General features: G+C 63.0%; 21 protein-coding genes and 1 pseudogene. 14 read left to right on the forward strand and 8 right to left on the reverse strand.

Annotated elements, in window-relative coordinates:
• Together N181_RS08805 and uvrB are read right to left on the reverse strand one after the other, a co-directional pair.
• Window positions 1-338, reverse strand: a pseudogene (locus tag N181_RS08805) (hypothetical protein); the annotation flags it as partial.
• A 293-nt stretch (window positions 339-631) separates the two neighbouring features.
• Entirely contained in the window at window positions 632-3721 is a 3090-nt protein-coding gene (gene uvrB / locus N181_RS08810; RefSeq protein WP_037400563.1) for an excinuclease ABC subunit UvrB, read from the reverse strand.
• 255 nt (window positions 3722-3976) lie between these two features.
• Between uvrB and N181_RS08815 the strand changes: the two genes are divergently transcribed.
• Window positions 3977-4330, forward strand: a complete 354-nt coding sequence (locus N181_RS08815; RefSeq protein WP_037400597.1) for a DMT family protein — start codon at window positions 3977-3979, stop codon at window positions 4328-4330.
• An 82-nt stretch (window positions 4331-4412) separates the two neighbouring features.
• Here the strand turns inward: N181_RS08815 and N181_RS08820 are convergent, their stop codons facing one another.
• Window positions 4413-5003 (reverse strand): hypothetical protein, encoded by a 591-nt coding sequence (locus N181_RS08820; RefSeq protein ID WP_037400564.1) that lies wholly within the window; start codon window positions 5001-5003, stop codon window positions 4413-4415.
• A gap of 9 nt (window positions 5004-5012) precedes the next feature.
• Window positions 5013-5399, reverse strand: coding sequence for an acyl-CoA thioesterase (locus tag N181_RS08825; protein ID WP_037400566.1), 387 nt, complete (start codon window positions 5397-5399; stop codon window positions 5013-5015).
• Between the two features lie 203 nt (window positions 5400-5602).
• Between N181_RS08825 and N181_RS08830 the strand changes: the two genes are divergently transcribed.
• From N181_RS08830 to N181_RS08880, 10 genes are all read left to right on the forward strand, one after another.
• The gene (locus N181_RS08830) at window positions 5603-7411 is read left to right on the forward strand and encodes a methyl-accepting chemotaxis protein (RefSeq protein WP_037400568.1); all 1809 of its coding nucleotides are present in this window, start codon (window positions 5603-5605) and stop codon (window positions 7409-7411) included.
• A 208-nt stretch (window positions 7412-7619) separates the two neighbouring features.
• Window positions 7620-8165 (forward strand): Kazal-type serine protease inhibitor family protein, encoded by a 546-nt coding sequence (locus N181_RS08835; RefSeq protein WP_037400570.1) that lies wholly within the window; start codon window positions 7620-7622, stop codon window positions 8163-8165.
• A gap of 198 nt (window positions 8166-8363) precedes the next feature.
• Window positions 8364-9590 carry an extensin-like domain-containing protein gene (locus N181_RS08840; RefSeq protein WP_037400572.1) on the forward strand — a complete coding sequence of 409 codons (1227 nt, stop codon included), beginning with the start codon at window positions 8364-8366 and terminating at the stop codon, window positions 9588-9590.
• 309 nt (window positions 9591-9899) lie between these two features.
• Window positions 9900-10721: a sulfite exporter TauE/SafE family protein gene (locus N181_RS08850; RefSeq protein WP_037400599.1), complete on the forward strand. Its 822-nt coding sequence runs from the start codon at window positions 9900-9902 to the stop codon at window positions 10719-10721.
• A gap of 192 nt (window positions 10722-10913) precedes the next feature.
• Window positions 10914-11804, forward strand: coding sequence for an MBL fold metallo-hydrolase (locus N181_RS08855; protein ID WP_037400576.1), 891 nt, complete (start codon window positions 10914-10916; stop codon window positions 11802-11804).
• Between the two features lie 12 nt (window positions 11805-11816).
• A complete protein-coding gene (gene bigR, locus N181_RS08860; RefSeq protein WP_014328584.1) occupies window positions 11817-12140 on the forward strand; it encodes a sulfite-sensing transcriptional repressor BigR in 324 nt (107 codons plus the stop codon).
• A gap of 4 nt (window positions 12141-12144) precedes the next feature.
• Window positions 12145-12552 carry a YeeE/YedE family protein gene (locus N181_RS08865; protein WP_014328583.1) on the forward strand — a complete coding sequence of 136 codons (408 nt, stop codon included), beginning with the start codon at window positions 12145-12147 and terminating at the stop codon, window positions 12550-12552.
• Window positions 12549-12998, forward strand: a complete 450-nt coding sequence (locus tag N181_RS08870; protein WP_037400578.1) for a YeeE/YedE family protein — start codon at window positions 12549-12551, stop codon at window positions 12996-12998. The genes N181_RS08865 and N181_RS08870 overlap by 4 nt, the downstream gene beginning before the upstream one ends.
• A 133-nt stretch (window positions 12999-13131) precedes the next feature.
• Window positions 13132-14058 (forward strand): ABC transporter ATP-binding protein, encoded by a 927-nt coding sequence (locus N181_RS08875; protein ID WP_014328581.1) that lies wholly within the window; start codon window positions 13132-13134, stop codon window positions 14056-14058.
• Window positions 14055-14816 (forward strand): ABC transporter permease, encoded by a 762-nt coding sequence (locus N181_RS08880; protein ID WP_014328580.1) that lies wholly within the window; start codon window positions 14055-14057, stop codon window positions 14814-14816. The genes N181_RS08875 and N181_RS08880 overlap by 4 nt, the downstream gene beginning before the upstream one ends.
• 34 nt (window positions 14817-14850) lie before the next feature.
• Here N181_RS08880 and N181_RS08885 read toward each other — a convergent pair whose 3' ends face one another.
• Window positions 14851-15846, reverse strand: coding sequence for a LacI family DNA-binding transcriptional regulator (locus N181_RS08885; RefSeq protein ID WP_234818578.1), 996 nt, complete (start codon window positions 15844-15846; stop codon window positions 14851-14853).
• Window positions 15847-16024: 178 nt separating this feature from the next.
• Here N181_RS08885 and N181_RS08890 point away from each other — a divergent pair, with 178 nt between their 5' ends.
• The 3 genes from N181_RS08890 to N181_RS08900 all read left to right on the forward strand — a co-directional run bounded on the left by N181_RS08890 (window position 16025) and on the right by N181_RS08900 (window position 19580).
• Window positions 16025-16957, forward strand: a complete 933-nt coding sequence (locus N181_RS08890; protein WP_037400580.1) for a sugar ABC transporter substrate-binding protein — start codon at window positions 16025-16027, stop codon at window positions 16955-16957.
• A 63-nt stretch (window positions 16958-17020) separates the two neighbouring features.
• On the forward strand, window positions 17021-18574 hold the full coding sequence (locus N181_RS08895; protein ID WP_037400583.1) for a sugar ABC transporter ATP-binding protein: 1554 nt from the start codon (window positions 17021-17023) through the stop codon (window positions 18572-18574).
• Window position 18575: 1 nt separating this feature from the next.
• Window positions 18576-19580 carry an ABC transporter permease gene (locus N181_RS08900; protein ID WP_037400585.1) on the forward strand — a complete coding sequence of 335 codons (1005 nt, stop codon included), beginning with the start codon at window positions 18576-18578 and terminating at the stop codon, window positions 19578-19580.
• A 77-nt stretch (window positions 19581-19657) separates the two neighbouring features.
• On the opposite strand, the gene N181_RS08905 is transcribed toward N181_RS08900, so the two are convergent.
• The 3 genes from N181_RS08905 to N181_RS08915 form a co-directional block, all read right to left on the reverse strand.
• Complete coding sequence (locus N181_RS08905) at window positions 19658-20359, reverse strand: TIGR02281 family clan AA aspartic protease (RefSeq protein ID WP_060563340.1); 702 nt, start codon at window positions 20357-20359, stop codon at window positions 19658-19660.
• Window positions 20356-20577 (reverse strand): DUF1289 domain-containing protein, encoded by a 222-nt coding sequence (locus N181_RS08910; RefSeq protein ID WP_037400589.1) that lies wholly within the window; start codon window positions 20575-20577, stop codon window positions 20356-20358. The genes N181_RS08905 and N181_RS08910 overlap by 4 nt, the downstream gene beginning before the upstream one ends.
• A gap of 313 nt (window positions 20578-20890) precedes the next feature.
• Window positions 20891-21679, reverse strand: coding sequence for an adenosylcobinamide-GDP ribazoletransferase (locus tag N181_RS08915; protein WP_037400591.1), 789 nt, complete (start codon window positions 21677-21679; stop codon window positions 20891-20893).
• Window positions 21680-21815 lie beyond the last annotated feature (136 nt).

A 21815-nucleotide genomic window follows, 5' to 3' on the forward strand; every position in this document is an offset into this window, starting at 1 on the left:
TTACCGCCGCCACCGCCGCCGCCGCCGCCGCCGCCGTTACCGCCGCCTCCATTCCCACCCGTGACTCCGTTGGTGGATGTCGTGGAAAAGACGTTGCGAATCAGCGCCGTGGACAGCGGAGGGCATTGCTCTATTTGCCCGGCGGTGAGGATCTGATCTCTGTTCTGCGCAATGCAGCAGAGCTGATAGTTCGCCTCTGTCAACGGACTGCACTGGTCAGCCGTTAGGATGGGCCGTTCGGCTTCCTGGCCTCGTGCCGGGATCGTAGCCGATGCTAAAAAGCCGGCCGACATCAGCGCCAGGCCGGTACTCGTGAGAAGTGCATAGGTGGCCTTCATTTAAATCTCCCTAATTTAGTAAAGGCTTAAATGCAGTTCCGGCGGGAAATGTTCCCTACAAAATTAGGGGTTTTGTCGGATCTGCGAGCTAAAAATCCCCGCGTGGCCGTTAAAAATTTGTGGTAACCGCGCGCGGTTGCGGGTTTCTCACGTTGAGCCGGTGATCGCCCGGATGAAGTTGATTTCGGCCAGCAGGGACTAACTTCGATCGAGAGCAGAAAGGGCGTGTGCGGTGCGCTGATCCAAAGGCCGTAAAGGGCTTGATGCTGCTGGAGATGCGGCGACGGAAAGCTTTACCGTCCCGGCCGACCCGTCTTTCCCTTCGTCCGTCCCTTGTGGCGCTTCTCCTCCGCCGGGTCCTCGTAGGAGCCGACGCCTGGCTTGGCGCGGATCAGCGGCTTCTCCGGAACTTTTCCGGTCACGGGCTTCTCTGTCCGTCCGACGGTCATCTCGTCCAAGTTATTTTTGCGAAAATAGCTTGAAGTCTTTGATGGTCCGGACTCGCTATCTTGCCCGCCTTCGTCGGACAGGGCGTCCGGACGGGTATTCTTCCGGAACAGCGAACGCTCCTCCGCCTCGCGGCCGGCAGGAATTGCCACGTCGCGGCCCATTTCGTCGAGGTCGGGCTTGCGGAACAGCGGGCGTTCGGTGTCGGTGCCCGGGCCCATGTCGTCGAGTGAGGGTTTGGCGAAGTAGGACTTTCCCTCCCCCTTGTGGGGGGGGTGGCCCGAAGGGCCGGGAGAGGTTTCGTTTTTCCCCTCCCCAACCCTCCCTACAAGGGGGAGGGAGTCAGGCGTGCCGGCCGCACCCTTTCCGCCCCGCTTACCGCCTTCCTGCGACCTGGCTTCTTCGCGCGCCATCGGATCATCCAGCACGGCGAGTTCGGCGGCCTTGAGGCGCTTGATCTCGTCGCGCAGCCGCGCGGCGGTTTCGAAGTCGAGGTCGGCGGCGGCGTCGCGCATCTGCTTTTCGAGCGCGTTGAGATGCGCCTGCAGATTGTTGCCGACGAGGTGGCCGGCCTCGGCAAAACCCTTGCCGGCGACGCCGGAGATGTCGGCGCGGACGTGGTCGCGCTCGTAGACCGAGTCGAGAATGTCGGAGATCTTCGCTTTCACCGATTCCGGCGTGATGCCGTTTTCGAGGTTATAAGCCATCTGCTTCTCGCGGCGGCGGGCGGTCTCCTCCATCGCCCGGCTCATCGAGCCGGTGATCGTGTCGGCATAGAGGATGACCTTGCCGTCGACATTGCGGGCGGCGCGGCCGATCGTCTGGATCAGCGAGGTTTCCGAGCGCAGGAAGCCTTCCTTGTCGGCGTCGAGGATGGCGACGAAGCCGCATTCGGGAATGTCGAGGCCCTCGCGCAGCAGGTTGATGCCGACCAGCACGTCGAAAGCGCCGAGGCGCAGGTCGCGGATGATCTCGATGCGCTCCAGCGTGTCGATGTCGGAGTGCATGTAGCGTACCCGCACGCCCTGCTCGTGCAGATATTCGGTCAGATCCTCGGCCATGCGCTTGGTCAGCACGGTGACGAGCGTGCGGTAGCCGGCGGCGGCCGTCTCACGGATCTCGCCGAGCACGTCGTCGACCTGGGTTTTGGCCGAGCGCACCTCGACCGGCGGGTCGATGAGGCCGGTCGGGCGGATCACCTGTTCGGCGAAGACGCCGCCGGACTGCTCCATCTCCCAGCCGCCGGGCGTCGCCGAAACGGCGATCGTGTCGGGGCGCATCGCGTCCCACTCCTCGAAACGCAAAGGTCGGTTGTCCATGCAGGAGGGCAGGCGGAAGCCGTATTCGGCCAGCGTCGCCTTGCGACGGAAGTCGCCGCGATACATCCCGCCGATCTGCGGAATAGTGACGTGGCTCTCGTCGATGAAGATCAGCGCGTTGTCCGGAATATATTCGAACAGCGTCGGCGGCGGCTCGCCCGGCTTGCGGCCCGTCAGATAGCGCGAATAGTTCTCGATGCCCTGGCAGGAGCCGGTGGCCTCCAGCATTTCCAGGTCGTAGCGGGTGCGCTGTTCGAGGCGCTGCGCTTCGAGCAGCCGGCCGGCCCGTTCCAGCTCGACGAGGCGGTGCGCCAGCTCGTCCTTGATCGCCTTGGTGGCGGCATTCAGCGTCGGCCGCGGCGTCACGTAGTGCGAGTTGGCGTAGATCTTCACCGATTTCAGATCGCCGGTCCTCTGGCCGGTCAGCGGATCGAACTCGGTGATGGCGTCGATCTCGTCGCCGAACATCGAGATGCGCCAGGCGGCGTCCTCCAGGTGGGCCGGGAAGATCTCGATCGTGTCGCCGCGCACCCGGAACGAACCGCGCTGGAAATCCATGTCGCGGCGCTTGTATTGCTGTGCCACCAGGTCGGCGAGCAATTGCCGCTGGTCCAGCCGGTCGCCGACATTCATCTGGAAGGTCATCGCCGTATAGGTCTCGACCGAGCCGATACCGTAGATGCAGGAGACCGAGGCGACGATGATGACGTCGTCGCGTTCGAGCAGCGAGCGCGTCGCCGAGTGGCGCATGCGGTCGATCTGCTCGTTGATCGAGGACTCCTTCTCGATATAGGTGTCGGAGCGCGGCACATAGGCTTCCGGCTGGTAGTAGTCGTAGTAGGAGACGAAATACTCGACGGCGTTGTCCGGAAAGAAGTTCTTGAACTCGGAATAGAGCTGGGCGGCGAGTGTCTTGTTCGGCGCCAGAATGACGGCCGGGCGCTGCGTCGCCTCGATCACCTTGGCCATGGTGAAGGTCTTTCCCGAACCGGTGACGCCGAGCAGCACCTGGTTGCGCTCGCCGGTGGTGAGACCGTCGACAAGGTCGCCGATCGCCGTCGGCTGGTCGCCGGCGGGCTCGTAGTCCGATTGCATGCGGATGGCGATGCCGCCTTCGGACTTTTCCGGTCGGGCAGGGCGGTGCGGCGTCCAGAGCTTGCCGTCCTTGAAGAGCGGATTGCCGCTCTCGATGAGCTTGGCGAGCGCCTCGACGGTCGCGGTGACACCGGAACCGGTGGTCAGCTTGTCGGCATCCTCCAGAGCGACGTCGAGGCCGGCGACGGGGTTGAGCCCGGCGGCGGCGCGCGTCTTGGGATCGTGGCTGCCGCCCATCGACGTGCCGCGGGCGGTCTTGCCCGCGACGGTCTCGGGCTTGCCTTTGCCCTTCGCAGCGGTTTTCGAGGCGGCGATCTCGACCTTCTTGCGGTGCTTGCCGGCTTTGGAAGCGATCTCCCGCTGGCTTTCGAAGGCGGAAACTTCCGCCTCGGCCTCGAGCTGCTTCACCCAGTCGGAGACGTTGCCGGACAGCGGCGTGCCGGAAAGCGGCGCCTGCGGGGCCTCTTCGAAGCCGTTGGGTGTTGACGGTTTCTTCGGGGAACTCTTCGGAGATCGGGTCATGGCGGGGAATATGGAGAGAGTCAGTCCGAAAGGAAAGGGGGAATGAGTACAAAAGGGAAACGGCCGGCGTGGATTTTCGGTCTTCCCGGACCAACCTCCGGCCAGCAGCAACGGGGCTGCGCCGGCCGTTGCTTTTCGATTACAGGGTTATGTCGACGATGAATGGACTGCGGGTCGCGCGGCATGGAGAGGCTTGAAACGGCGGGTGTGGCCGGATCATCCTCGGACACTGATTCGCGTTCTCCCGAGGTCTTCATGTCCCTTGCCATCAATCCCGCCTATGTCTGGCCGGTTGTGCTGCTGCTCGCTTCCAATGTCTTCATGACCTTCGCCTGGTACGGCCACCTGAAGTTCACCTCCTCGCCGCTCTATATCGTCATCGTCGCGAGCTGGGGCATCGCCTTCTTCGAGTATTGGCTCGCCGTCCCGGCCAATCGCATCGGCCATTCCGTCTATTCGGCGGCGCAGTTGAAAACGATGCAAGAGGTGATCACGCTCAGCGTCTTCATCATCTTCTCGGTCTTCTGGCTGAAGGAGCCGCTCGGCTGGCATCAACTGATCGGCTTCGCGCTGATCGCGCTCGGAGCATCGTTCATCTTCAAGGGATGAAGGTCTTCGCTCGGGGTGCCCCTCATCCGGCTGCCGCGACCTTCCCTCCGCATGCGGGGCGAAGGGGTAGGCCGCGCCCCACTCAATCCAGCAGGTCGAAGGCGCGGTACATCCAGGCCAGTTGATAGAGCAGGCCGCCCACCAGAAAGACGGCATGGAACCGGCGGTTCGGCGTGAGCGCAGCGACGATGCAGAGCGCTATGTAGGCCGCGTTACGCAGCGGATACTCGATGCCGAAGGACTCGAAATAAGCCTTTCCCTTCACCGCCGTGTCGATCAGGTCGACGATGAAGGCGAGGGCGAGGAAGCCGAAGAACCAGGCGCGGCGCGACATGAAATAGTGCTCGTAGCCGCTGTAGTCCTCCAGCGACGTGGGGAAAAGCAGCACGCACAGGAAGAAGAAGACGCAGGCGTAGAGGATAACGAAGAGATAGACGGTGACGTCGATCACCGGCAGCGCGTGCAGGTGGTACTCCCACCACCAGAAATGCACGAGGAAAACGAACAGGAACAGCACCCAGCCGAGATGGATCCAGTACACTTTCGTCTTGCCGGGGTGCTGTATGAAGAGCGCCACGCCGCTCAGCAGCCGCGCCAGGCTGAGGCTGATGATCATGCCCATCACGACGCGGATATGGGAGAAGATCGCCGGATCCGGCGCGGGCGAGTCCATGGGTTGCCGCTATTCCGCCGGCACGGGTGTCGGCTTGCCGCTGCTGTCGAGCGCCACCATCACGAAAATGGCGTCGGTGACCTTCTCCATCACATGCGAGAGATAGCGCTGCGCCCAGGCCTCGACCTTGAGCGTCATCGAGGTGCGCCCGACTGTGACGATGTCCGTATAGATGCACAGCGTGTCGCCGATCTTCACCGGCAGGGCGAACGCCATTTCCTTCACCGCGGCGGTCACGACGCGGCCCCTGGCGCGTTCGGCGGCCCGGATGCCGCAGGAAAGGTCCATCTGCGCCATCACCCATCCGCCGAATATATCGCCGGCGGCATTGGCATCGCGCGGCATCGCCAGCGTGCGCAAGGTTAGCTCGCCATTCGGCTTGATCACTGCATTCATGCGGCCCGTCTCCCATTGTCGGCAAAAGGTTTAGCCCATGGCGGGTATCGGAAAAAGAGGGTCTCACCAAATCTCGCCACCTGTTCGGCGCCCGCCATGGTTGCCGATTCATTAAGGATCGACCGTAAAATCTAGCGAAGCATTTGTTAGGAGCTTCGCAAATACCTGTCCTTATCCTGCAAGCCACTGAGAGGGAGGCTGGGATGAGACGATTTCGGATTTCGGCGCGGCTTTACGCGCTGGTGGCATTTGCGTTGTTGGTGATGGCGGCGGCATTGACCTTCGGCCTGATCCAGGCGCAGGACAAGCTCGTCGCCGAGCGTAAGGCGATGCTTTCGGCAATGAACGAGAACGCCGTTACGGTGTTCGAGGCCTATCACAAGCAGGAAGAGGCCGGGACGCTGCCGCGCGAGGAGGCGCAGAAGCGTGCCTTGGAAGCGATCAAGGCGATGCGCTACCAGGACAGTGGCTACTTCTGGGTCAACGACATGCAGCCGACGATGGTGATGCATCCGATCAAGCCGGAACTGGACGGCAAGGATCTTTCCCAGAACAAGGATCCCAACGGGAAATTCCTGTTCGTCGAATTCGTCAAGACGGTGCAGGCTGAGGGCAGGGGCTTCGTCGACTACTACTGGCCGAAACCCGGCGCCGAGGAACCGGTGCTGAAATATTCGCATGTGGCCGGCTTCAAGCCCTGGGGCTGGGTCGTCGGCACCGGCGTCTATGCCGACGACCTCGCGGCAATGTTCCGCGAGCGCGCCTGGCAGGTGGGCGGCATTCTTGCCGCGGCCGCGCTGGCGATCCTGATGGCGGCGCTGGCGATCGTCCGCAGCGTCGTGCGGCCGGTGGAACGGCTGAAGGTCTCGATGCAGGCGATTGCCGACGAGGACGTTTCCTCGGAGGTTCCTGAAACGGACCGCGCCGACGAGATCGGCCAGATGGCCAAGGTTCTGCTGGTGCTGCGGGATTCCGTGAAGGAGCGCCTGGAACTGCGATCACGCGAAGACGAGCAGCAGGATCGGCTGAACGCCGAGCGGCGCGGCAATGAGGAACTGCAGCGCTCGACCGCGGCCGCCCAGGCTGAGGCGATGGAAGCGCTCGGCGCCGCGCTGGAGCGGCTGGCAAGCGGCGATCTGACGGCCGAGGTCGGCCGCATCGCGCCGGAATACGGCAAGCTCAAGCACGACTTCAATACCGCCGTCGCCGCGCTTCGCGATGTGATCGGGGCGATCTCGCAATCGACGGAGGTCGTGCACGGCAGTGCCGGCGACATTTCCGAGGCGGCGAACAATCTGGCACGGCGGACGGAGCAACAGGCCGCCGCCCTGGAAGAAACCGCCGCGGCGCTCGACGAGATCACGTCGACCGTGCGCCACGCCTCGGACCGCGCCGTCGAGGCGCGCGACATGGTCAACGAGACCAAGGCAAGTGCCGCGAAATCGGGCGGCATCGTCCGCAACGCGATCGATGCCATGGGGCGTATCGAGGATTCTTCGAGCCGCATCAGCCAGATCATCGGCGTCATCGACGAAATCGCCTTCCAGACCAACCTGCTGGCGCTGAACGCCGGCGTGGAAGCGGCGCGGGCAGGCGAGGCGGGACGCGGCTTTGCGGTCGTCGCCCAGGAAGTCCGCGAGCTTGCGCAACGTTCGGCTGGAGCTGCGAAGGAGATCAAGGGTCTGATCGGCACATCGGTCAAGGAAGTCGGCGCGGGGGTCGAGCTCGTCCGCTCAACGGGCGACGCCCTGATGGAGATCGAGGCGCTCGTCAACCAGGTGAACGAACAGGTTGCCTCGATCGCCACCGCGGCGCGGGAACAGGCGACGGGCCTCCAGGAGGTCAACACGGCCGTCAACAGCATGGACCAGATGACGCAGCAGAACGCGGCGATGGTCGAGGAAACGACGGCCGCGAGCCAGGTATTGGCCCAGGAAAGCCGCGAGTTGAAGTCGCTGCTCGAGAAGTTCCGCTTGCGGGACGGGCAAGCGGCGTATGGCCGGGCGGCCTAAAGCATCAACAAAAGAGAAGTGCAGTTGCAGGACTGACCCGCGTTCGAAAGGGCGCGGGTCCTTTTGTTTCGACTCGCTTCCTATCGCCAGTTGTATGAAAGTGATCCGGTTCGCGGATCTTGACCGCGCTGTCCATTCCAGGTGAGATCGCGCCGGGAGAGGGCGGCTGCGCAGCCGCCCGGGCGCAGCATCACCGCGGAGGATTTCCATGTCGCTTCTCAGGCTATTGATCTCGCGGCCATCCGCTGCGGTCTTGATGGTGATCGGCCTTCTTTCCGCCTGCACGGTCGTCGTCGACGAGCGCCCCGGCCCCGCGCCGATCCGGCCGCCGCAAATGTGCACGATGGAGTTCGCACCGGTCTGCGGCGAACGCGGCAACCGGCTCAGAACCTTCCCCAACGCCTGCAATGCGCGCGCCGACGGGTTCCGCGTCCTGCACCGCGGCGAATGCCGGCCGGATGTGCGTCCGCCGGTGGAGCAGGCCTGCAGCCGCCAATACGCGCCGGTCTGCGGCCAGCGCGGCCGGCAGAGGCGGACATTTCCGAATGCCTGCGAGGCGCGCGCCGACGGGTTCCGGGTGGTCGGATCGGGCGAATGCCGTCGCAGCGATGATCCCGCGCCGCCGCAGCAGTTTTGCACGCGGGAATATGCTCCGGTGTGCGGCCAGCGCGGCGCACGGCTCACGACCTTCCCGAACGCCTGCGAGGCCGGCGCGGCCGGTTTCCGGATTGTCCACCGAGGCGAGTGCGGCTGACATAGGGTCGCCGAGCCAGAGGCTTGTGCCAGTGCGGGCCACTTTTGGTCGCGGGCAAAGCTTCATTAACCACGTTTGCCTATAGTGCGGCTTGAACCCGACTTTTTCGGCCGCCTGCCTGCTTGGCGACATAGCGGCACGTCACGTTTCGATTGTGGGCAGGCGGTGGCTTTGTCATGGACGAAGGCGGCAATTGGTATGGCGTATGTTTCTCTTCTCCATCGACCGTTGACGGCGCTGCTGCTGTCCATTCCGCTTGTGGCCTGTAGCACGGACGTACTTTCGCCACCGGCCAGGATCGATGCTGCGTCCCGTGTCGGCGCCATCAGGCCGAGCCGCGTCGTTGCCAATCCGCAACAACAGGCGGCCGCCTATCCGTCGGAAGAGCCGGTATCGACGTTCAGCGACAGGACCGCTGGCGCCGCCGACCCGCAAGGCAGCCTGCCGATGATCGACAGCCAGCCGGAGATGGCTGAGACCCAAGTCGCAAGCGCCGGTCCGATGACGGTTCCTCCCGAAGGCGTCAACATGGATGCGATGCTCGGCGTCGAGCCGGTCGTCGGCCTGGCGCAGGAGCAGGCCGGTGACATCGCCGAAGGCAACACCGCCCAGCCGGTCGTCGGCGGTATTGGCGAGGACAACGTGCGTCAGCTCGGCGGCCCGGCCGAGCCGGAGCCTGTTTCGGAAGCTAGTCCGGGTTACGATCCCGATCTGCCGCCGCTGTCGCCCGAGCAGATTTCCGCGGAAGAAGTGAAGAGGGCGCGACCCGTCGAGCCGCAGCGAACCATTCGGCGCGCCGAGGAGCCGCAGCAGGTCGCCTTCCTGCCGCGCGCCCGCAATCCGCTGTCGACGCCTGAATACACCGGCGAAATGCCGCGCTCGGAGATCGCCTGCCGCCAGCGCCTGCAGAAGCTCGGCGTCACCTTCCGCGACGTGCCGCGCATTTATAACGGTCCGTCGTGCGGCATCGACTACCCGGTCGAGATCAGCGGCCTTTCCGGCAATATTGCCGTCAAGCCTGCGGTGAAGCTCAATTGCCAGGTGACCGAAGCCTTCGCCAAATGGGTGAAATACGAGCTCGCGCCGTCCTCGCGCTATCGCTACTGGTCCGGCGTCAAGACGATCAAGCCGCTCGGCGGCTATTCCTGCCGGACGATGAACTCGCGCCGCGGCAATCCGATGTCGGAACACGCACGCGGCAATGCTATCGACGTCGGCAAATTCGTGTTGAAGAACGGCAAGGAGATCGACGTGCGCCGAAAGGGCTTCTTCGCCTTCCGGGAGCGCGGGCTGTTGAAGGCGGTGCGCGCCGACAGCTGCAAATATTTCCACACCGTGCTCGGCCCCGGCAGCGACCCCTACCACAAGGACCATTTCCACTTCGACCTCAGGACCCGGAAGTCCGGCTACCGCCATTGCGACTAAAGCGCGTCGCATTCAAACGTATTCACGCGGCGCGCTTTAGCTTCTTGTCTTTGTGCATGTCGTCATCCCAAAACCGCTGCACACTTTTGGGCGACATGCATTGGCGGCAAGGCGCGCAAAAAAAGAGGCCGGCGGGGGCCGGCCAAAAACGACCGGAGGATAGGGGAGGCTCCGGCGTGCAAATCACGAGAGCGGGGTTGCTCAACGCCTCTTGAAGGTGATTGAAAAGCATCACCGTTTCATGACAGTGATGGGGCTCATCCCCATCGGCAGAATCTGTTGCCGGCCTTCAGCAAGATCGGGTTTTCCATGCCGCCGCTCTCGGAACTGATGATGTTTGCCCTGGCGCTGGCCGCGGCCGGTGTCGTGTCCGGCGTACTTGCCGGCCTCTTCGGCGTCGGCGGCGGCGCCATCCTTGTGCCGGTCTTCTTTCAGGTCTTCGGGCTCCTCGGTGTCGACGACGCGGAGCGGATGCATCTGTCGGTGGGCACCTCAACGGCAATCATCGTGCCGACATCGGTGCGTTCCTTCCTGCTGCACTACCGGCGCGGCGTCGTCGACACGGCCCTGCTACGCAATTGGATCCTCGCCATTCCGCTCGGCGCCATCCTGGCCACCGTGATCGCGGCCTATGTCAGCAGCGAAACCTTGCGGCTTGTCTTCGCCGCCATCGCGCTCGCGGTGGCATTGCGGATGATCTTCAACCGCGCGACCTGGCGCCTTGGCACCGAGCTTCCGAAGAATCCGATCAGGTGGCTCGTCGGCGTAGTGATCGGCGTTTTGTCCGGCCTGATGGGCGTTGGAGGCGGCGTGCTCAACAATACGTTCATGACGCTCTACAACCGGCCGATCCACCAGGCGATCGCGACGTCCTCCGGCGTCGGCGTGCTGATCTCGATCCCCGGGCTGTTCGGTTACATCTGGGCCGGCTGGGGCGAACCCGGTCTGCCGCCGCTTTCGACCGGTTTCGTCAACTGGATCGCGGTTGGCTTGATCATTCCGGTCTCGTTGCTGGTGGCTCCGCTCGGCGTGCGCCTGGCGCATGCAATGGACAGGCGGCAGCTCGAGGCGGGCTTCGGTATCTTCATGATCTTGATAGCCTTGCGCTTCCTCTACAGCCTCTACGGCTAGCCCGGAATCGAGCCTGATAATCGCATTCCGGCCACCCGAAATTGGATGCCCCTTCGCATTGCGGCTGTGCGATAATCCGTCTCTCCGAGGTCTTTGAAGCGCGCGACGTGAGATTGACGTCGCCCGAGTAACTTGTTCGGCCGGACGATATATATTATATTTAAATGTATATTGATGAATTGGGAGGCAACGATGTCTGCAGCTGCGCTTGCAAAACCGGACGTCAAAGGCTTTTACGAGTGTCGCACGGGAAGCATCCAATATGTCGTTTCCGATCCGCTGACAAAGCGTTGCGCCATCATCGACCCGGTGCTCGACTTCGACGAGAAATCGGGTACGACGGCGACCGAGCAGGCGGATCTGATCCTCGATTACGTGGCGCAGAACGGCCTGACGGTCGAATCGATCCTCGACACCCATCCGCATGCGGATCATTTCTCGGCTGCCGCGTATCTGAAGGAACGGACCGGGGCGCCCACAGGCATCGGATCCGAGATCGTCCGCGTCCAGAAGCTCTGGAAGGGCATTTACAACTGGCCTGAGCTCGAAGCGGACGGGTCGCAATGGGACCATCTCTTCGACGGCGGCGAACACGTCCCCCTCGGGTCGATCGAAGGACGGGTGCTCTATTCGCCAGGCCACACCCTTGCCTCCGTGACCTATATCTTCGGCGACGCAGCCTTCGTCCACGACACGATCTTCATGCCGGACAGCGGGACGGCCCGGGCGGATTTCCCGGGGGGCGACGCACGCCAGCTGTGGCGCTCGATCGCCGAGATCCTGGCGCTGCCGGACGAAACCCGCGTTTTCATCGGTCACGATTACCGGCCGGAAGGCCGCGAGCCGCGCTGGGAGAGTACCGTAGGCGAGCAGAAGCGCTGCAACGCCCATCTTGCTGGCATGACCGAGGATCAGTTCGTTCAATTGCGCGAGGCGCGCGACAGGACGCTGCCGATGCCGAAGCTGATTCTGCACGCATTGCAGGTCAATATTCGCGGCGGCCGGTTGCCGGATCCGGAAGCCAACGGCGCGCGCTATCTGAAATTTCCGCTCAATGCGCTGAAGGGAGCGGCGTGGGGCTGAAAGGAGATGGATATGCGAACGGGCACGAAAATGCGAAACGTCGGCCCGGACATGGGCGAGCGAGCGGGCGAAGCGGCCGCCCTGCTCAAGACACTCGCAAACCAGAACCGGCTGATGATCGTCTGCACGCTTGTCGAGGGCGAGCATTCCGTCGGCCAGTTGGAAGAGACCCTCGGCATCCACCAGCCGACCTTGTCGCAGCAACTGACCGTGCTGCGCGAAGCGGGCATCGTCGCGACACGGCGCGATGCGAAGCAGATCTTCTATCGCCTCGCCGAGGAGAAGGCGGCACGGCTGATCATGGCGCTCTACGAGATATTCTGCGACAGGAGATGAAGCAATGACCGCGTATTTGGCTACGTTCTGCGGCGGCATGCTGATCGGACTGTCGGCGGTGATTCTGATGATGGCGAACGGTCGGGTTGCCGGGGTGAGCGGCATTGCCGGACGGCTGCTGCAGGGCGTGCAGACGGCGACCGGCGCCGCTTTCGTCATCGGGCTGTTTGTCGGACCCGTTCTCTTCCGCCTGCTCGCGGGTGCGTGGCCCGTGGTGGAATTGGTAACGCCCTGGCCGCTTGTCGTCGCGGGTGGTCTGCTGGTCGGCTACGGTTCGCGCATGGGTTCTGGCTGCACCAGCGGCCATGGGGTCGTGGGGCTTGCGCGCCTTTCACGCCGTTCGATGGCTGCGGTCGCCAGCTTCATGGCCGCGGCGGTCGCGACGGTCTATCTGATGGGGCTCTTCGCATGAACCGAATCGAACGCCTTCGCGTTGTCGCCGCCCTCATGTCCGGCATCGTCTTCGGCCTTGGCCTGGCGCTTTCGGGGATGCTGAACCCGGCGCGTGTCCGCGGTTTCCTCGATATTACCCGCGATTGGGATCCGAGCCTCGGCTTTGTGCTAGCCGGCGCCGTCGCCGTTTCGGCGCTGGGCATGGCATTGGTGCGTCGAATGCACAAACCGCTTCTCGATAGTCGCTTCCATCTTTCGGAAACACGCATCATCGATCGCCGGCTGCTCGTCGGTTCGGCGATCTTCGGCATCGGCTGGGGCATGGTCGGGCTATGCCCCGGCCCGGCACTTGCATCTCTGTCGCTCGGCCTGCCGGCAACCGCGCTCTTCAGCACCGCGATGCTCGCCGGGATGGCGGCCCATGATCGCCTGTTTGGAGCGCGGCTGCGGCAGCGGACCTCTTAACATCGGCGTCTCGCTGTATCGTTTGACGCAGCGTCACCTTTAAAATTGAGCGGGATGGGCTGCAAAGCGAAACGAATTGGCCCATATAGAGCAGCAATCCTCTGATATTGCCCCGCATTCGGATCCGTTTTTCATGGCTTCTATTGTTTCCGTTTCGAACCTGTCGAAAACCTATGCCTCCGGCTTCGAGGCGCTGAAGGGCGTTAGCCTCGAGATAGAGGAGGGGGAGATCCTCGCTTTGCTCGGACCCAACGGGGCCGGCAAGACCACCCTGATCTCGATCATCTGCGGCATCGTCAATCCGAGCGGCGGGGAGGTCACCGTCAATGGCCATGACGTCGTCCGCGACTTCCGCCAGACGCGGTCGATGATCGGGCTGGTGCCTCAGGAACTGACGACGGATGCCTTCGAGACGGTGTGGAACACCGTTTCCTTCTCGCGCGGCCTGCACGGCAAGAAGCCGGACCCCGCCCATATCGAGAAGGTGCTGAAAGACCTGTCGCTCTGGAGCAAGAAGGACAACATGCTGCGCGAGCTTTCGGGCGGCATGAAGCGGCGCGTGCTGATCGCCAAGGCGTTGTCGCACGAGCCGCGCGTGCTCTTCCTCGACGAGCCGACCGCGGGCGTCGACGTCAGCCTGCGCAAGAGCATGTGGGAGGTCGTCGAGCGGCTGCGGGCTTCGGGCGTAACGATCATCCTGACGACACACTACATCGAGGAAGCGGAAGAGATCGCCGACCGGATCGCCGTCATCAATGGTGGCGAAATCCTCCTGGTCGAGGACAAGAATGCGCTGATGACGAAGCTTGGCCGCAAGCAGTTGCGCGTCGATCTCGCCCAACCGTTGGAGCGCATTCCGGATTCCTTGTCGTCCTACAACCTGACGCTCGAGGACAATGGTCAAAGTCTGATCTACGACTACGACACGAGCGCCGAACGGACCGGCATCACCGCGCTGCTAGCGACGCTCGCCGAGACCGGAATCAGACTTCGGGATCTTTCGACGCAGCAAAGCTCGCTCGAAGATATTTTCGTCGAGATCGTGGAGGCAGGGCGATGAATATCGAGGCGGTCAAGTCCATCTATTTCTTCGAGATGGCGCGTACGCGACGCACCCTGCTGCAGAGCGTGGTGTCGCCGGTCATTTCGACCTCGCTCTATTTCATCGTGTTTGGCGCGGCGATCGGCGAACGCATCCAGCAGATCGACGGCGTTTCCTACGGCGCCTTCATCACGCCGGGGCTGATGATGCTGACGCTCCTGACGCAATGCATCGGCAACGGTTCCTTCGGCATCTATTTCCCCAAGTTCACCGGCACGATCTACGAAGTGCTGTCATCGCCGATCTCGATGCTGGAAATAGTTCTCGGCTATGTCGGCGCGGCCGCGACCAAGGGGCTGATGATCGGCACGATCATCCTGATCACCGCATCGCTGTTCGTCGATCTCAGCATCGCCCACCCCTTCGCGATGATCTTCTTCTTCGTGCTGACGGCGGTGACCTTTAGCCTCTTCGGCTTCATCATCGGCATCTGGGCGAAGGACTTCGAGCAGTTGAACCTGATCCCGATGCTGGTCGTCCCGCCGCTCGTCTTCTTGGGCGGCAGCTTCTATTCGGTCGATATGCTGCCGCCATTCTGGCGGGCGGTCAGCCACTTCAATCCGGTGCTCTACCTGATCAGCGGTTTCCGCTGGAGCTTCTTCGAGATCTCCGACGTCAATCCGCTCGCCAGCGCCGTGATCATTCTCGCTTTCCTGGCGATCTGCATGTCCTTGCTGACCTGGATCTTCCGTACCGGCTACAGGCTGCGCAATTGACGGGTTAAGGCCAGCACCCATCGCTGAGCCGTTATTACGCGGGCCAGGCCCGCGTCGAGCTTCGTTCGACCAGGACCGGCTCAAGCTTGCACTCTGTCGCAGATGAGCGCTTGAGGATTGCATCGAGCGCAATCCGCGCTATCTCGGCGAGCGGTTGGCGAATCGTCGTCAAGCGCGGCAGGACGAGGGAGGCAAGCGGGATATCGTCGAAGCCGACGATCGACAGGTCGTCCGGTATGGAGAGACCGATATCGGCGGCCGCGCGCATCAGGCCGATCGCCTGCTGATCGCTGGCGGTGGCGATCGCCGTCGGCGGGTGTTGCTGTCGCAGCAGCCTGTTGCCAAGCTCCTCGCCGGCCCTGTAGTCGAAATTGCCGTCAACGGTCTGGATGGCGAACGACCGGCTCGGATGCTGCTGCTGAAACTCCTCAATCCGACTGATGAAGCCTTCATACCGTTCGCGCGCGACGTCCAGGATCTGAGGCCCCCCCATGTAGCCGAGGCGGCGGTGCCCGAGTGACAACAGGTAGTCGGCGGCGAGATAGCCGCCTCTCCTGTTATCCACGCCGACAAGCGTCTGGCCCTTCAGGGGGCGGTCGACGGTGACGGTATTCGTACCACTGACGAGGTCTCCGATCCTGCTTTCGCTGACCGGAACCAAGATAAGTCCGCTCGGCAGACGGCCGAGCAGCGTTTGCACCTGCTGCTGTTCGGCGGCGGGATCGTCATGGGAATTGGCAAGGAGAACCGAATAGCCTTCGGCCGACGCCATCATCTCGACATGTTTCGCAAGCTCGGCAAAGAAGGGGTTGGTGATGTCCGGGATCACCAAGCCTATAAGGTCAGTCCTGTTCAGCCTCAGGTTACGTCCCAGGGAGTTTGGCGTATAGCCGAGTTGCTGGATGACTTCTTCGACGCGGGTCCGAATCTCTTCACTGACCGTCTTGTTCTTCGCAAGGACCCGCGAGACCGTGCCGACGGCGACTCCCGCAGCCTTCGCGACATCTTTGATGGTGACGGTCAAGAGCACTCCCACGGGCAAGCTTTGAGTCTGGATATATACCCGGTGCAAAAGATTGCAACGATGAAACGTTTCATATTGACAGCGTCGCGATGAAACGATTTCCTGCGGCCTGAAACGATATCTGGCTTGCCGATGAAACGTTTCACCGCTGCTGGAGGGCGGCGGTTTCTCAAGGAGGATTACGATGAAACTTTTCAAACTCGCATCCGTCGTGGCACTCGTCGCAGCAACTGCGCTTCCGACCATTGCCGCCGCCGCCGACAAGCCGGTCGTCGGCCTCGTCATGAAGTCGCTCGCCAACGACTTCTTCAAGAACATGCTGGAGGGTGCCGAAGCCCACGCCAAGAAGCGTGGCGACTACGAGCTGAAGGCCATCGGCATGCAGAATGAAACGGATTTCGAAAGCCAGTTGAACGGTGTCGAGAACTTCATCACCCAGGGCGTCGATGCGATCGTCATTGCACCAGCCGATTCGCGTGCGATGGTCGCTCCGCTGAAGAAGGCGATCGATGCAGGCATCACGGTGGTCAACTTCGACGTCTCACTCGATGAGCAGGCCAAGAAGGATGCCGGGCTGGATCTGGCCTTCGTCGGCCCTGACAACCGCGGCGGCGCCAAGCTGGCGGGCGAGTCTCTCGCCAAGGCGCTCGGCGAGGGTGGCAAGGTCGTTATCATCGAGGGCAATCCAGGCGCCGACAACGCGGCCCAGCGCAAGCTCGGCTTTGAGGATGCGATCGCCGCAGGCAAGCTCAACCTGCTCGATTCGCGCACCGCGCATTGGGAAACGGAAGAGGCCAACTCCGTGTTCTCGACCATGCTGACGGCTCACCCGGACATCCAGGGTGTCATGGCGGCAAACGATTCGATGGCGATCGGCGTCATCAAGGCGCTCGACGCGGCCGGCCGCCCCGACATCAAGGTCGTCGGCTTCGACAACGTCTCGGCCGTCCAGCCGCTGCTGAAGGAAGGCAAGCTGCTCGCGACCGTGGACCAGTTCGGTTCGCAAATGGCATCCGATGCCATCGACAAGGCCCTGGCGGTGGTGGGCGGCGGACCGAAGCTCGAGGGCTGGGTCAAGACCGACATCAAGCTCGTTACCACGGACGACGTGAAGTAACGCGGCCGGTCGCACCGCGCCGGCTCCTTGCCGGTGCGGTCTTTCTCCCGCAGGGGTGTTTCCATGAATACGAACCTTGCCCACGTCGACAGCGTGGCGCAGCCGCTTCTCGAGCTTCACGACATTCGCAAACGCTTCGGCGGAACCGTTGCGCTGGCGGGCGTGACGCTTTCCGTCGCACCCGGAGAGGTGCACGGACTTATCGGCGAGAACGGCGCCGGAAAGTCCACCCTCATCAAAGTGCTTTGCGGCATTGTCAAGCCCGACTCCGGAGCCATCACATTGGCTGGTGAAGCCTATGCGCCGCACACACCGCGGGATGCCAAGGCGCGCGGCCTGCAGGTCGTGCACCAGGAGTTCAACCTGCTCCCGTTTCTCTCGGTCGCCGAGAACATCTTTATCGAGCATTTGCCGCGCAACGCCCTCGGAGTGGTGAAGCGCCGCGACATGAACACACGCGCCAGAACCGCTCTCGATGCCATCGGACTGAAGGATATCGACGTCCGCTGGCCGGTGGAACGGCTCGGCATCGCCCATCGACAGCTCGTCGAGGTCGCCCGTGCGCTGATGACCGAGAGCCGGGTGCTCATACTGGACGAGCCAACCGCCACCCTGACGTCGCGCGAAACCGAGCGGCTGTTCGCAATCATCGACGACCTGCGGCGGCGTGGCGTGTCGATCATTTTCGTCTCGCATCACCTCGACGAGGTTTTCAAGTTGTGCGACCGGGTAACGGTCTTGCGCAATGGTGAGACGGTCACAAGCCGCCGGATTGGCGAGACGACGCAGGACGAGCTGGTCCGCGCCATGGTCGGGCAGCAACTGCAAAAGGAGATGACCCACAGCATCGGATCGTCAGCGCGCTCCGAAACAGTGCTGTCGCTGGTGAACTTCCGCCATGCGCAATCACCCCATGAAGACGGGATCTCCTTCGATCTTCACAAGGGCGAAATTCTCGGGATCGCCGGTCTCGTAGGCTCCGGCCGTACCGAATTGCTGCGCGCCATCTTTGCCGCCGAACCGCCACTGTCAGGCACCTTGATGAGGGACGGCAAACCGGCAGCCCTGCGCTCCCCCCGCGATGCGATCCGCGCGGGAATCGGGTTCGTCACCGAAGACCGCAAGGAAGAAGGGCTGATCCTGTCAATGCCGATCGCCGCCAACGTCACGATGGCCTCTCTGGCAGATGTGTCGCGCGCGGGCCTGCTCGATCAAAGGGCCGAAAATGCCCTGACCGAAAAGCTCGGAGCCGATCTGAAGCTGAAATATGGCGGCCCCGGCAAAAACGCCGCGACGCTGTCGGGCGGCAATCAGCAAAAGGTGGTTCTTGCCAAATGGCTCGCGCGCAAGCCGGAAATCCTGCTGTTGGATGAACCGACCCGCGGCGTCGATGTCGGCGCCAAGGCGGAGATCTACGCCTTGATCCGGCGACTGGCCGAACGCGGCCTTGCTCTCCTCGTGGTCTCCTCGGAACTGCCTGAACTGATGACGCTTTGCGACAGGATCATGGTGATGTCGCAGCATCGCATCGTCGGCTCGCTTCCACGCGCCGAATTCTCCGAAGAAAAGATCCTGACCTACGCCTACCAGGGCGAAAAACGACAGACGGGGCACTGACATGCAACTCGACGAAAACCTACCAACTGCGACGGCCACGGCCGCTCCGGCAGTCTCGATGAAGCTGCTGCTGCGCGACGCCGGCATCGGGATCGCACTCGTGCTGCTCATCCTGTTTTTCGCCCTGACGACCGATCACTTCCTGTCGCCCAACAATATTTCCAACATCCTGACGCAGATCACCATCAACCTGATCCTCGCCATCGGCATGACCTTCGTCATCCTGATCGGCGGTATCGATCTCTCGGTCGGCTCCATGCTGGCATTCTGCGCCGTCGTCGGCGGTTCGGTGCTGACCATTCCGGACCTCTCGGTCTTTCAGGCGGTGAGCCTGGCGACCCTTGCAGCCGTCGGAACCGGTGCGCTCTGCGGCTTCTTGAACGGCTGGATCAGCGCCTTCTGGGGACTGCCGTCCTTTATCGTGACGCTCGGCATGCTCAACATCGCCCGCGGCGCGGCGCTGCAGGTCACGGATGCCCGCACGATCTATTCCTTTCCGCCGAGTTTCAACGCCTTTGGCTCGCAGATGATCTACGGCGTGCCGGTCGTCTTCCTGATCGCGCTTGCCCTGGTAGCGATTGCCTGGTTCGTGCTTTCGAAGACCGTGTTCGGGCGCCTGCTCTATGGGATCGGCAATAACGAGGAAGCCGTTCGCCTCGCGGGCCACTCGCTGATGACCTACAAGATCGCGGCGTTCACGATCGCCGGCGTCCTGGTCGGCATTGCCGCGATGGTCTACATGGCGCGGCTCAACATCGCCAGCCCGATCATCGGCATCGGCTTCGAACTCAACGCCATTGCTGCGGTCATTATCGGCGGAACGAGCCTTAGTGGCGGACGCGGCAGCGTCATTGGAACTTTGCTTGGCGCCTGCATCATCGGCGTTCTGGCGAACGGCCTCATCCTCTTCGGACTGAGCGACTTCATGCGTCAGCTGATCACCGGCGTCGTGATCATCCTGGCCGTCATCATCGACAAGTACCGCGAACGGATCACGGCCGCCTGACAGCGGCCCGTGCCCCTTAGCCAACGGCTCGGCCGCAGCCAGATTGGAGCGCCGAGAACCGTCGCAACTGCCAAGCTCTAGTCCCGCAGCCGCAGTTCATCGGTCCGCATCTGCAGGGAGTCAAGGGTCGAGAGAAAGCTCATGCCGAGCAGGCTGCGGTCGAGCTTGCCTTCCGCGGCGACGGTTGCCCGGATGTTGCGGCGCTCGATCGGACCGATCGCAATTTGCTCCAGCGTCACAGGCGCGGCGAGGGCCGGCCCGTTTGCCGTCATCACGGTCAGGGTATAGCCGAGATTTTCCGGATCGAGGCCGATCCGCTCGGCGTCCTCGTAGGTGAGGGCGATGCTGCTGGCCCCGGTGTCGACGAGCATGCTGACCTCCTCGCCATTGATCGTCGCGTCGGCCTGGAAGTGGCCGTCGAGGCGCTTGCGCAGCACGACTTCCTGCTGCCCCTCGCTGTCGGTGACGACCATCGTCGGGCCGGGCATCAGTTCGGAGAGCACCCGGTCGCCGAAGGCCTGAAGCTCGACGCGATAGGCATAGCCGGAAACGAGGCCAACGGCGATCAGCAGCCATACGGCGATCAGGCGCACACTCTCTCCGAAATGGCGTCGGCTGCGGATTACCCCGGCCGCCAACAGCGTCGCAATGGCACCGAGCGAGACGAGCCGCCCGAAGTCGTCATTGTTCATGCCGAGGGTCTGGCCGCTGTCGTGATTGAAGATGAGGAGTGCAAGGCCGATGGCCAGGATTGCCAGCAGAAGGATCAGACGGTTCATGTGCCGCTTCGTTCCCGCGCCAGCCGCGTCCGGCGTGTTTCGCGTCGCGGCTTTCGCTCGACGGTTTCCAGCCGCGCCGGCAGCGCCAGCATGATGCTGTGCCGTTCCGTATCGGTGTAGAGCGTCCAGGAGCCGATTTCATCTCGCGTGCGCCCGCAGCCGAAACAGTAGCCTGTCCGGTCGTCGATTGCGCAGACGAGAATGCAGGGAGATTCCATCGGCTTGGCGTGCTCTGGTCTAGGGGCAGGACCTATTAAATTCATCCATTCTGCGCGGCGGATTTCGTGTCTGACTAGGAGGGAAGATGCAGGAAATGCCGAACATTTTCAAATCTTCCCGACGCGGTCAGGCGCGAAATCCGCCGCGCCCTTCGGGTTCCGGTCCATGGGCCGCCTGATCGAAAACAATGCTCGACAAGACCTTCGGGTCTTGCCTTGCGCTTGTTTTCTTCCATCCAATCCCATGGACCGGAACAGAATGGATTAATTTAATAGGTCCTGACCCTAGTTTCGTCGAGATTATATCGGCCTTTCAGATTGCCAGCGCAAGGGCGCCCAGCACTGCGATTTCCGTCAGCTGCTGCGTGGCGCCGATCGTGTCGCCGGTATGGCCGCCGAGCTTGCGACCGACAATCCTGCCGAAGCCCAACACAGTGACGGCGAATGCGGCGAAAGCGAGCAGGGCTGCAATCGGCGGAATCCCGGCTGCATAGAACAGCAGAAGCGAGAGAATCGCTCCGGAGCCAAGCGCCTGAGATGTCGCGCGCGGTTCCGGAATGCCTGCTGCCGCGGCGACACCGTCGCGGCGCGCCGGGGGCAGACGCGACCAGTGCCAGACCATGGCCGTGCGGCTGAGGGCGGCAGTCCCGAGAAGTGCAGACGCGGCACCAAAGGGAGAGAGAAGCGGCAGGAAGGCGGCGAGTGCCGAGACGCGAAGGCCGAAGGAAAGGATGAGCGCCACCGCTGCATAGGTGCCGATGCGGCTATCCTTCATGATGGCCAGTGCCGCGTCGCGATCGCGGCCGCCGCCCAGGCCGTCGGCCGTGTCGCCGAGGCCGTCCTCGTGCAGGGCGCCGGTGACGAGCGCCTGCACGGCGACGATCAGGAAAGCGGTGAACAGCGAGCTCGCCTGAAGCACGTCCAGGAGCGCTGCCAGCAGCGCCGCGGGGAGGGCGATCAGAATGCCGGCGAGCGGAAAGGCGCGCACGGCGCGGCTCAGCCGACCGTCATGATCGGCGAAATGGCGCCGAGGCATGGGGATGCGGCTCAGGAACGCCACCGATCGCGCCAGATCATCGCAGAGATCGCCGATAAAGCGCATTGTCCCTCCCAGGTCGGAGCCGCCCGAATCGCCGGCCCTTTGCCGGATCATGCTCCGGCGACAGCATTTGGCGCAAATGCCGTTGCCGGAAGCGCTGGCAGCCTCTATGACGGGCGCCGAACCACCCTTCGTTCAG

Origin of the sequence: Sinorhizobium fredii USDA 205, assembly GCF_001461695.1 — a bacterium.
Taxonomy (GTDB): Bacteria; Pseudomonadota; Alphaproteobacteria; order Rhizobiales; family Rhizobiaceae; genus Sinorhizobium; species Sinorhizobium fredii.

Excerpts from the sequence above, each read along its gene's own strand:
- uvrB (WP_037400563.1), bottom strand. The coding sequence starts at position 3,721 with ATGACCCGATCTCCGAAGAGTTCCCCGAAGAAACCGTCAACACCCAAC.
- N181_RS08815 (WP_037400597.1), top strand. The coding sequence starts at position 3,977 with ATGTCCCTTGCCATCAATCCCGCCTATGTCTGGCCGGTTGTGCTGCTG.
- N181_RS08820 (WP_037400564.1), bottom strand. The coding sequence starts at position 5,003 with ATGGACTCGCCCGCGCCGGATCCGGCGATCTTCTCCCATATCCGCGTC.
- N181_RS08825 (WP_037400566.1), bottom strand. The coding sequence starts at position 5,399 with ATGAATGCAGTGATCAAGCCGAATGGCGAGCTAACCTTGCGCACGCTG.
- N181_RS08830 (WP_037400568.1), top strand. The coding sequence starts at position 5,603 with ATGAGACGATTTCGGATTTCGGCGCGGCTTTACGCGCTGGTGGCATTT.
- N181_RS08835 (WP_037400570.1), top strand. The coding sequence starts at position 7,620 with ATGTCGCTTCTCAGGCTATTGATCTCGCGGCCATCCGCTGCGGTCTTG.
- N181_RS08840 (WP_037400572.1), top strand. The coding sequence starts at position 8,364 with ATGGCGTATGTTTCTCTTCTCCATCGACCGTTGACGGCGCTGCTGCTG.
- N181_RS08850 (WP_037400599.1), top strand. The coding sequence starts at position 9,900 with ATGCCGCCGCTCTCGGAACTGATGATGTTTGCCCTGGCGCTGGCCGCG.
- N181_RS08855 (WP_037400576.1), top strand. The coding sequence starts at position 10,914 with ATGTCTGCAGCTGCGCTTGCAAAACCGGACGTCAAAGGCTTTTACGAG.
- bigR (WP_014328584.1), top strand. The coding sequence starts at position 11,817 with ATGCGAACGGGCACGAAAATGCGAAACGTCGGCCCGGACATGGGCGAG.
- N181_RS08865 (WP_014328583.1), top strand. The coding sequence starts at position 12,145 with ATGACCGCGTATTTGGCTACGTTCTGCGGCGGCATGCTGATCGGACTG.
- N181_RS08870 (WP_037400578.1), top strand. The coding sequence starts at position 12,549 with ATGAACCGAATCGAACGCCTTCGCGTTGTCGCCGCCCTCATGTCCGGC.
- N181_RS08875 (WP_014328581.1), top strand. The coding sequence starts at position 13,132 with ATGGCTTCTATTGTTTCCGTTTCGAACCTGTCGAAAACCTATGCCTCC.
- N181_RS08880 (WP_014328580.1), top strand. The coding sequence starts at position 14,055 with ATGAATATCGAGGCGGTCAAGTCCATCTATTTCTTCGAGATGGCGCGT.
- N181_RS08890 (WP_037400580.1), top strand. The coding sequence starts at position 16,025 with ATGAAACTTTTCAAACTCGCATCCGTCGTGGCACTCGTCGCAGCAACT.
- N181_RS08895 (WP_037400583.1), top strand. The coding sequence starts at position 17,021 with ATGAATACGAACCTTGCCCACGTCGACAGCGTGGCGCAGCCGCTTCTC.
- N181_RS08900 (WP_037400585.1), top strand. The coding sequence starts at position 18,576 with ATGCAACTCGACGAAAACCTACCAACTGCGACGGCCACGGCCGCTCCG.
- N181_RS08905 (WP_060563340.1), bottom strand. The coding sequence starts at position 20,359 with ATGAACCGTCTGATCCTTCTGCTGGCAATCCTGGCCATCGGCCTTGCA.
- N181_RS08910 (WP_037400589.1), bottom strand. The coding sequence starts at position 20,577 with ATGGAATCTCCCTGCATTCTCGTCTGCGCAATCGACGACCGGACAGGC.
- N181_RS08915 (WP_037400591.1), bottom strand. The coding sequence starts at position 21,679 with ATGCGCTTTATCGGCGATCTCTGCGATGATCTGGCGCGATCGGTGGCG.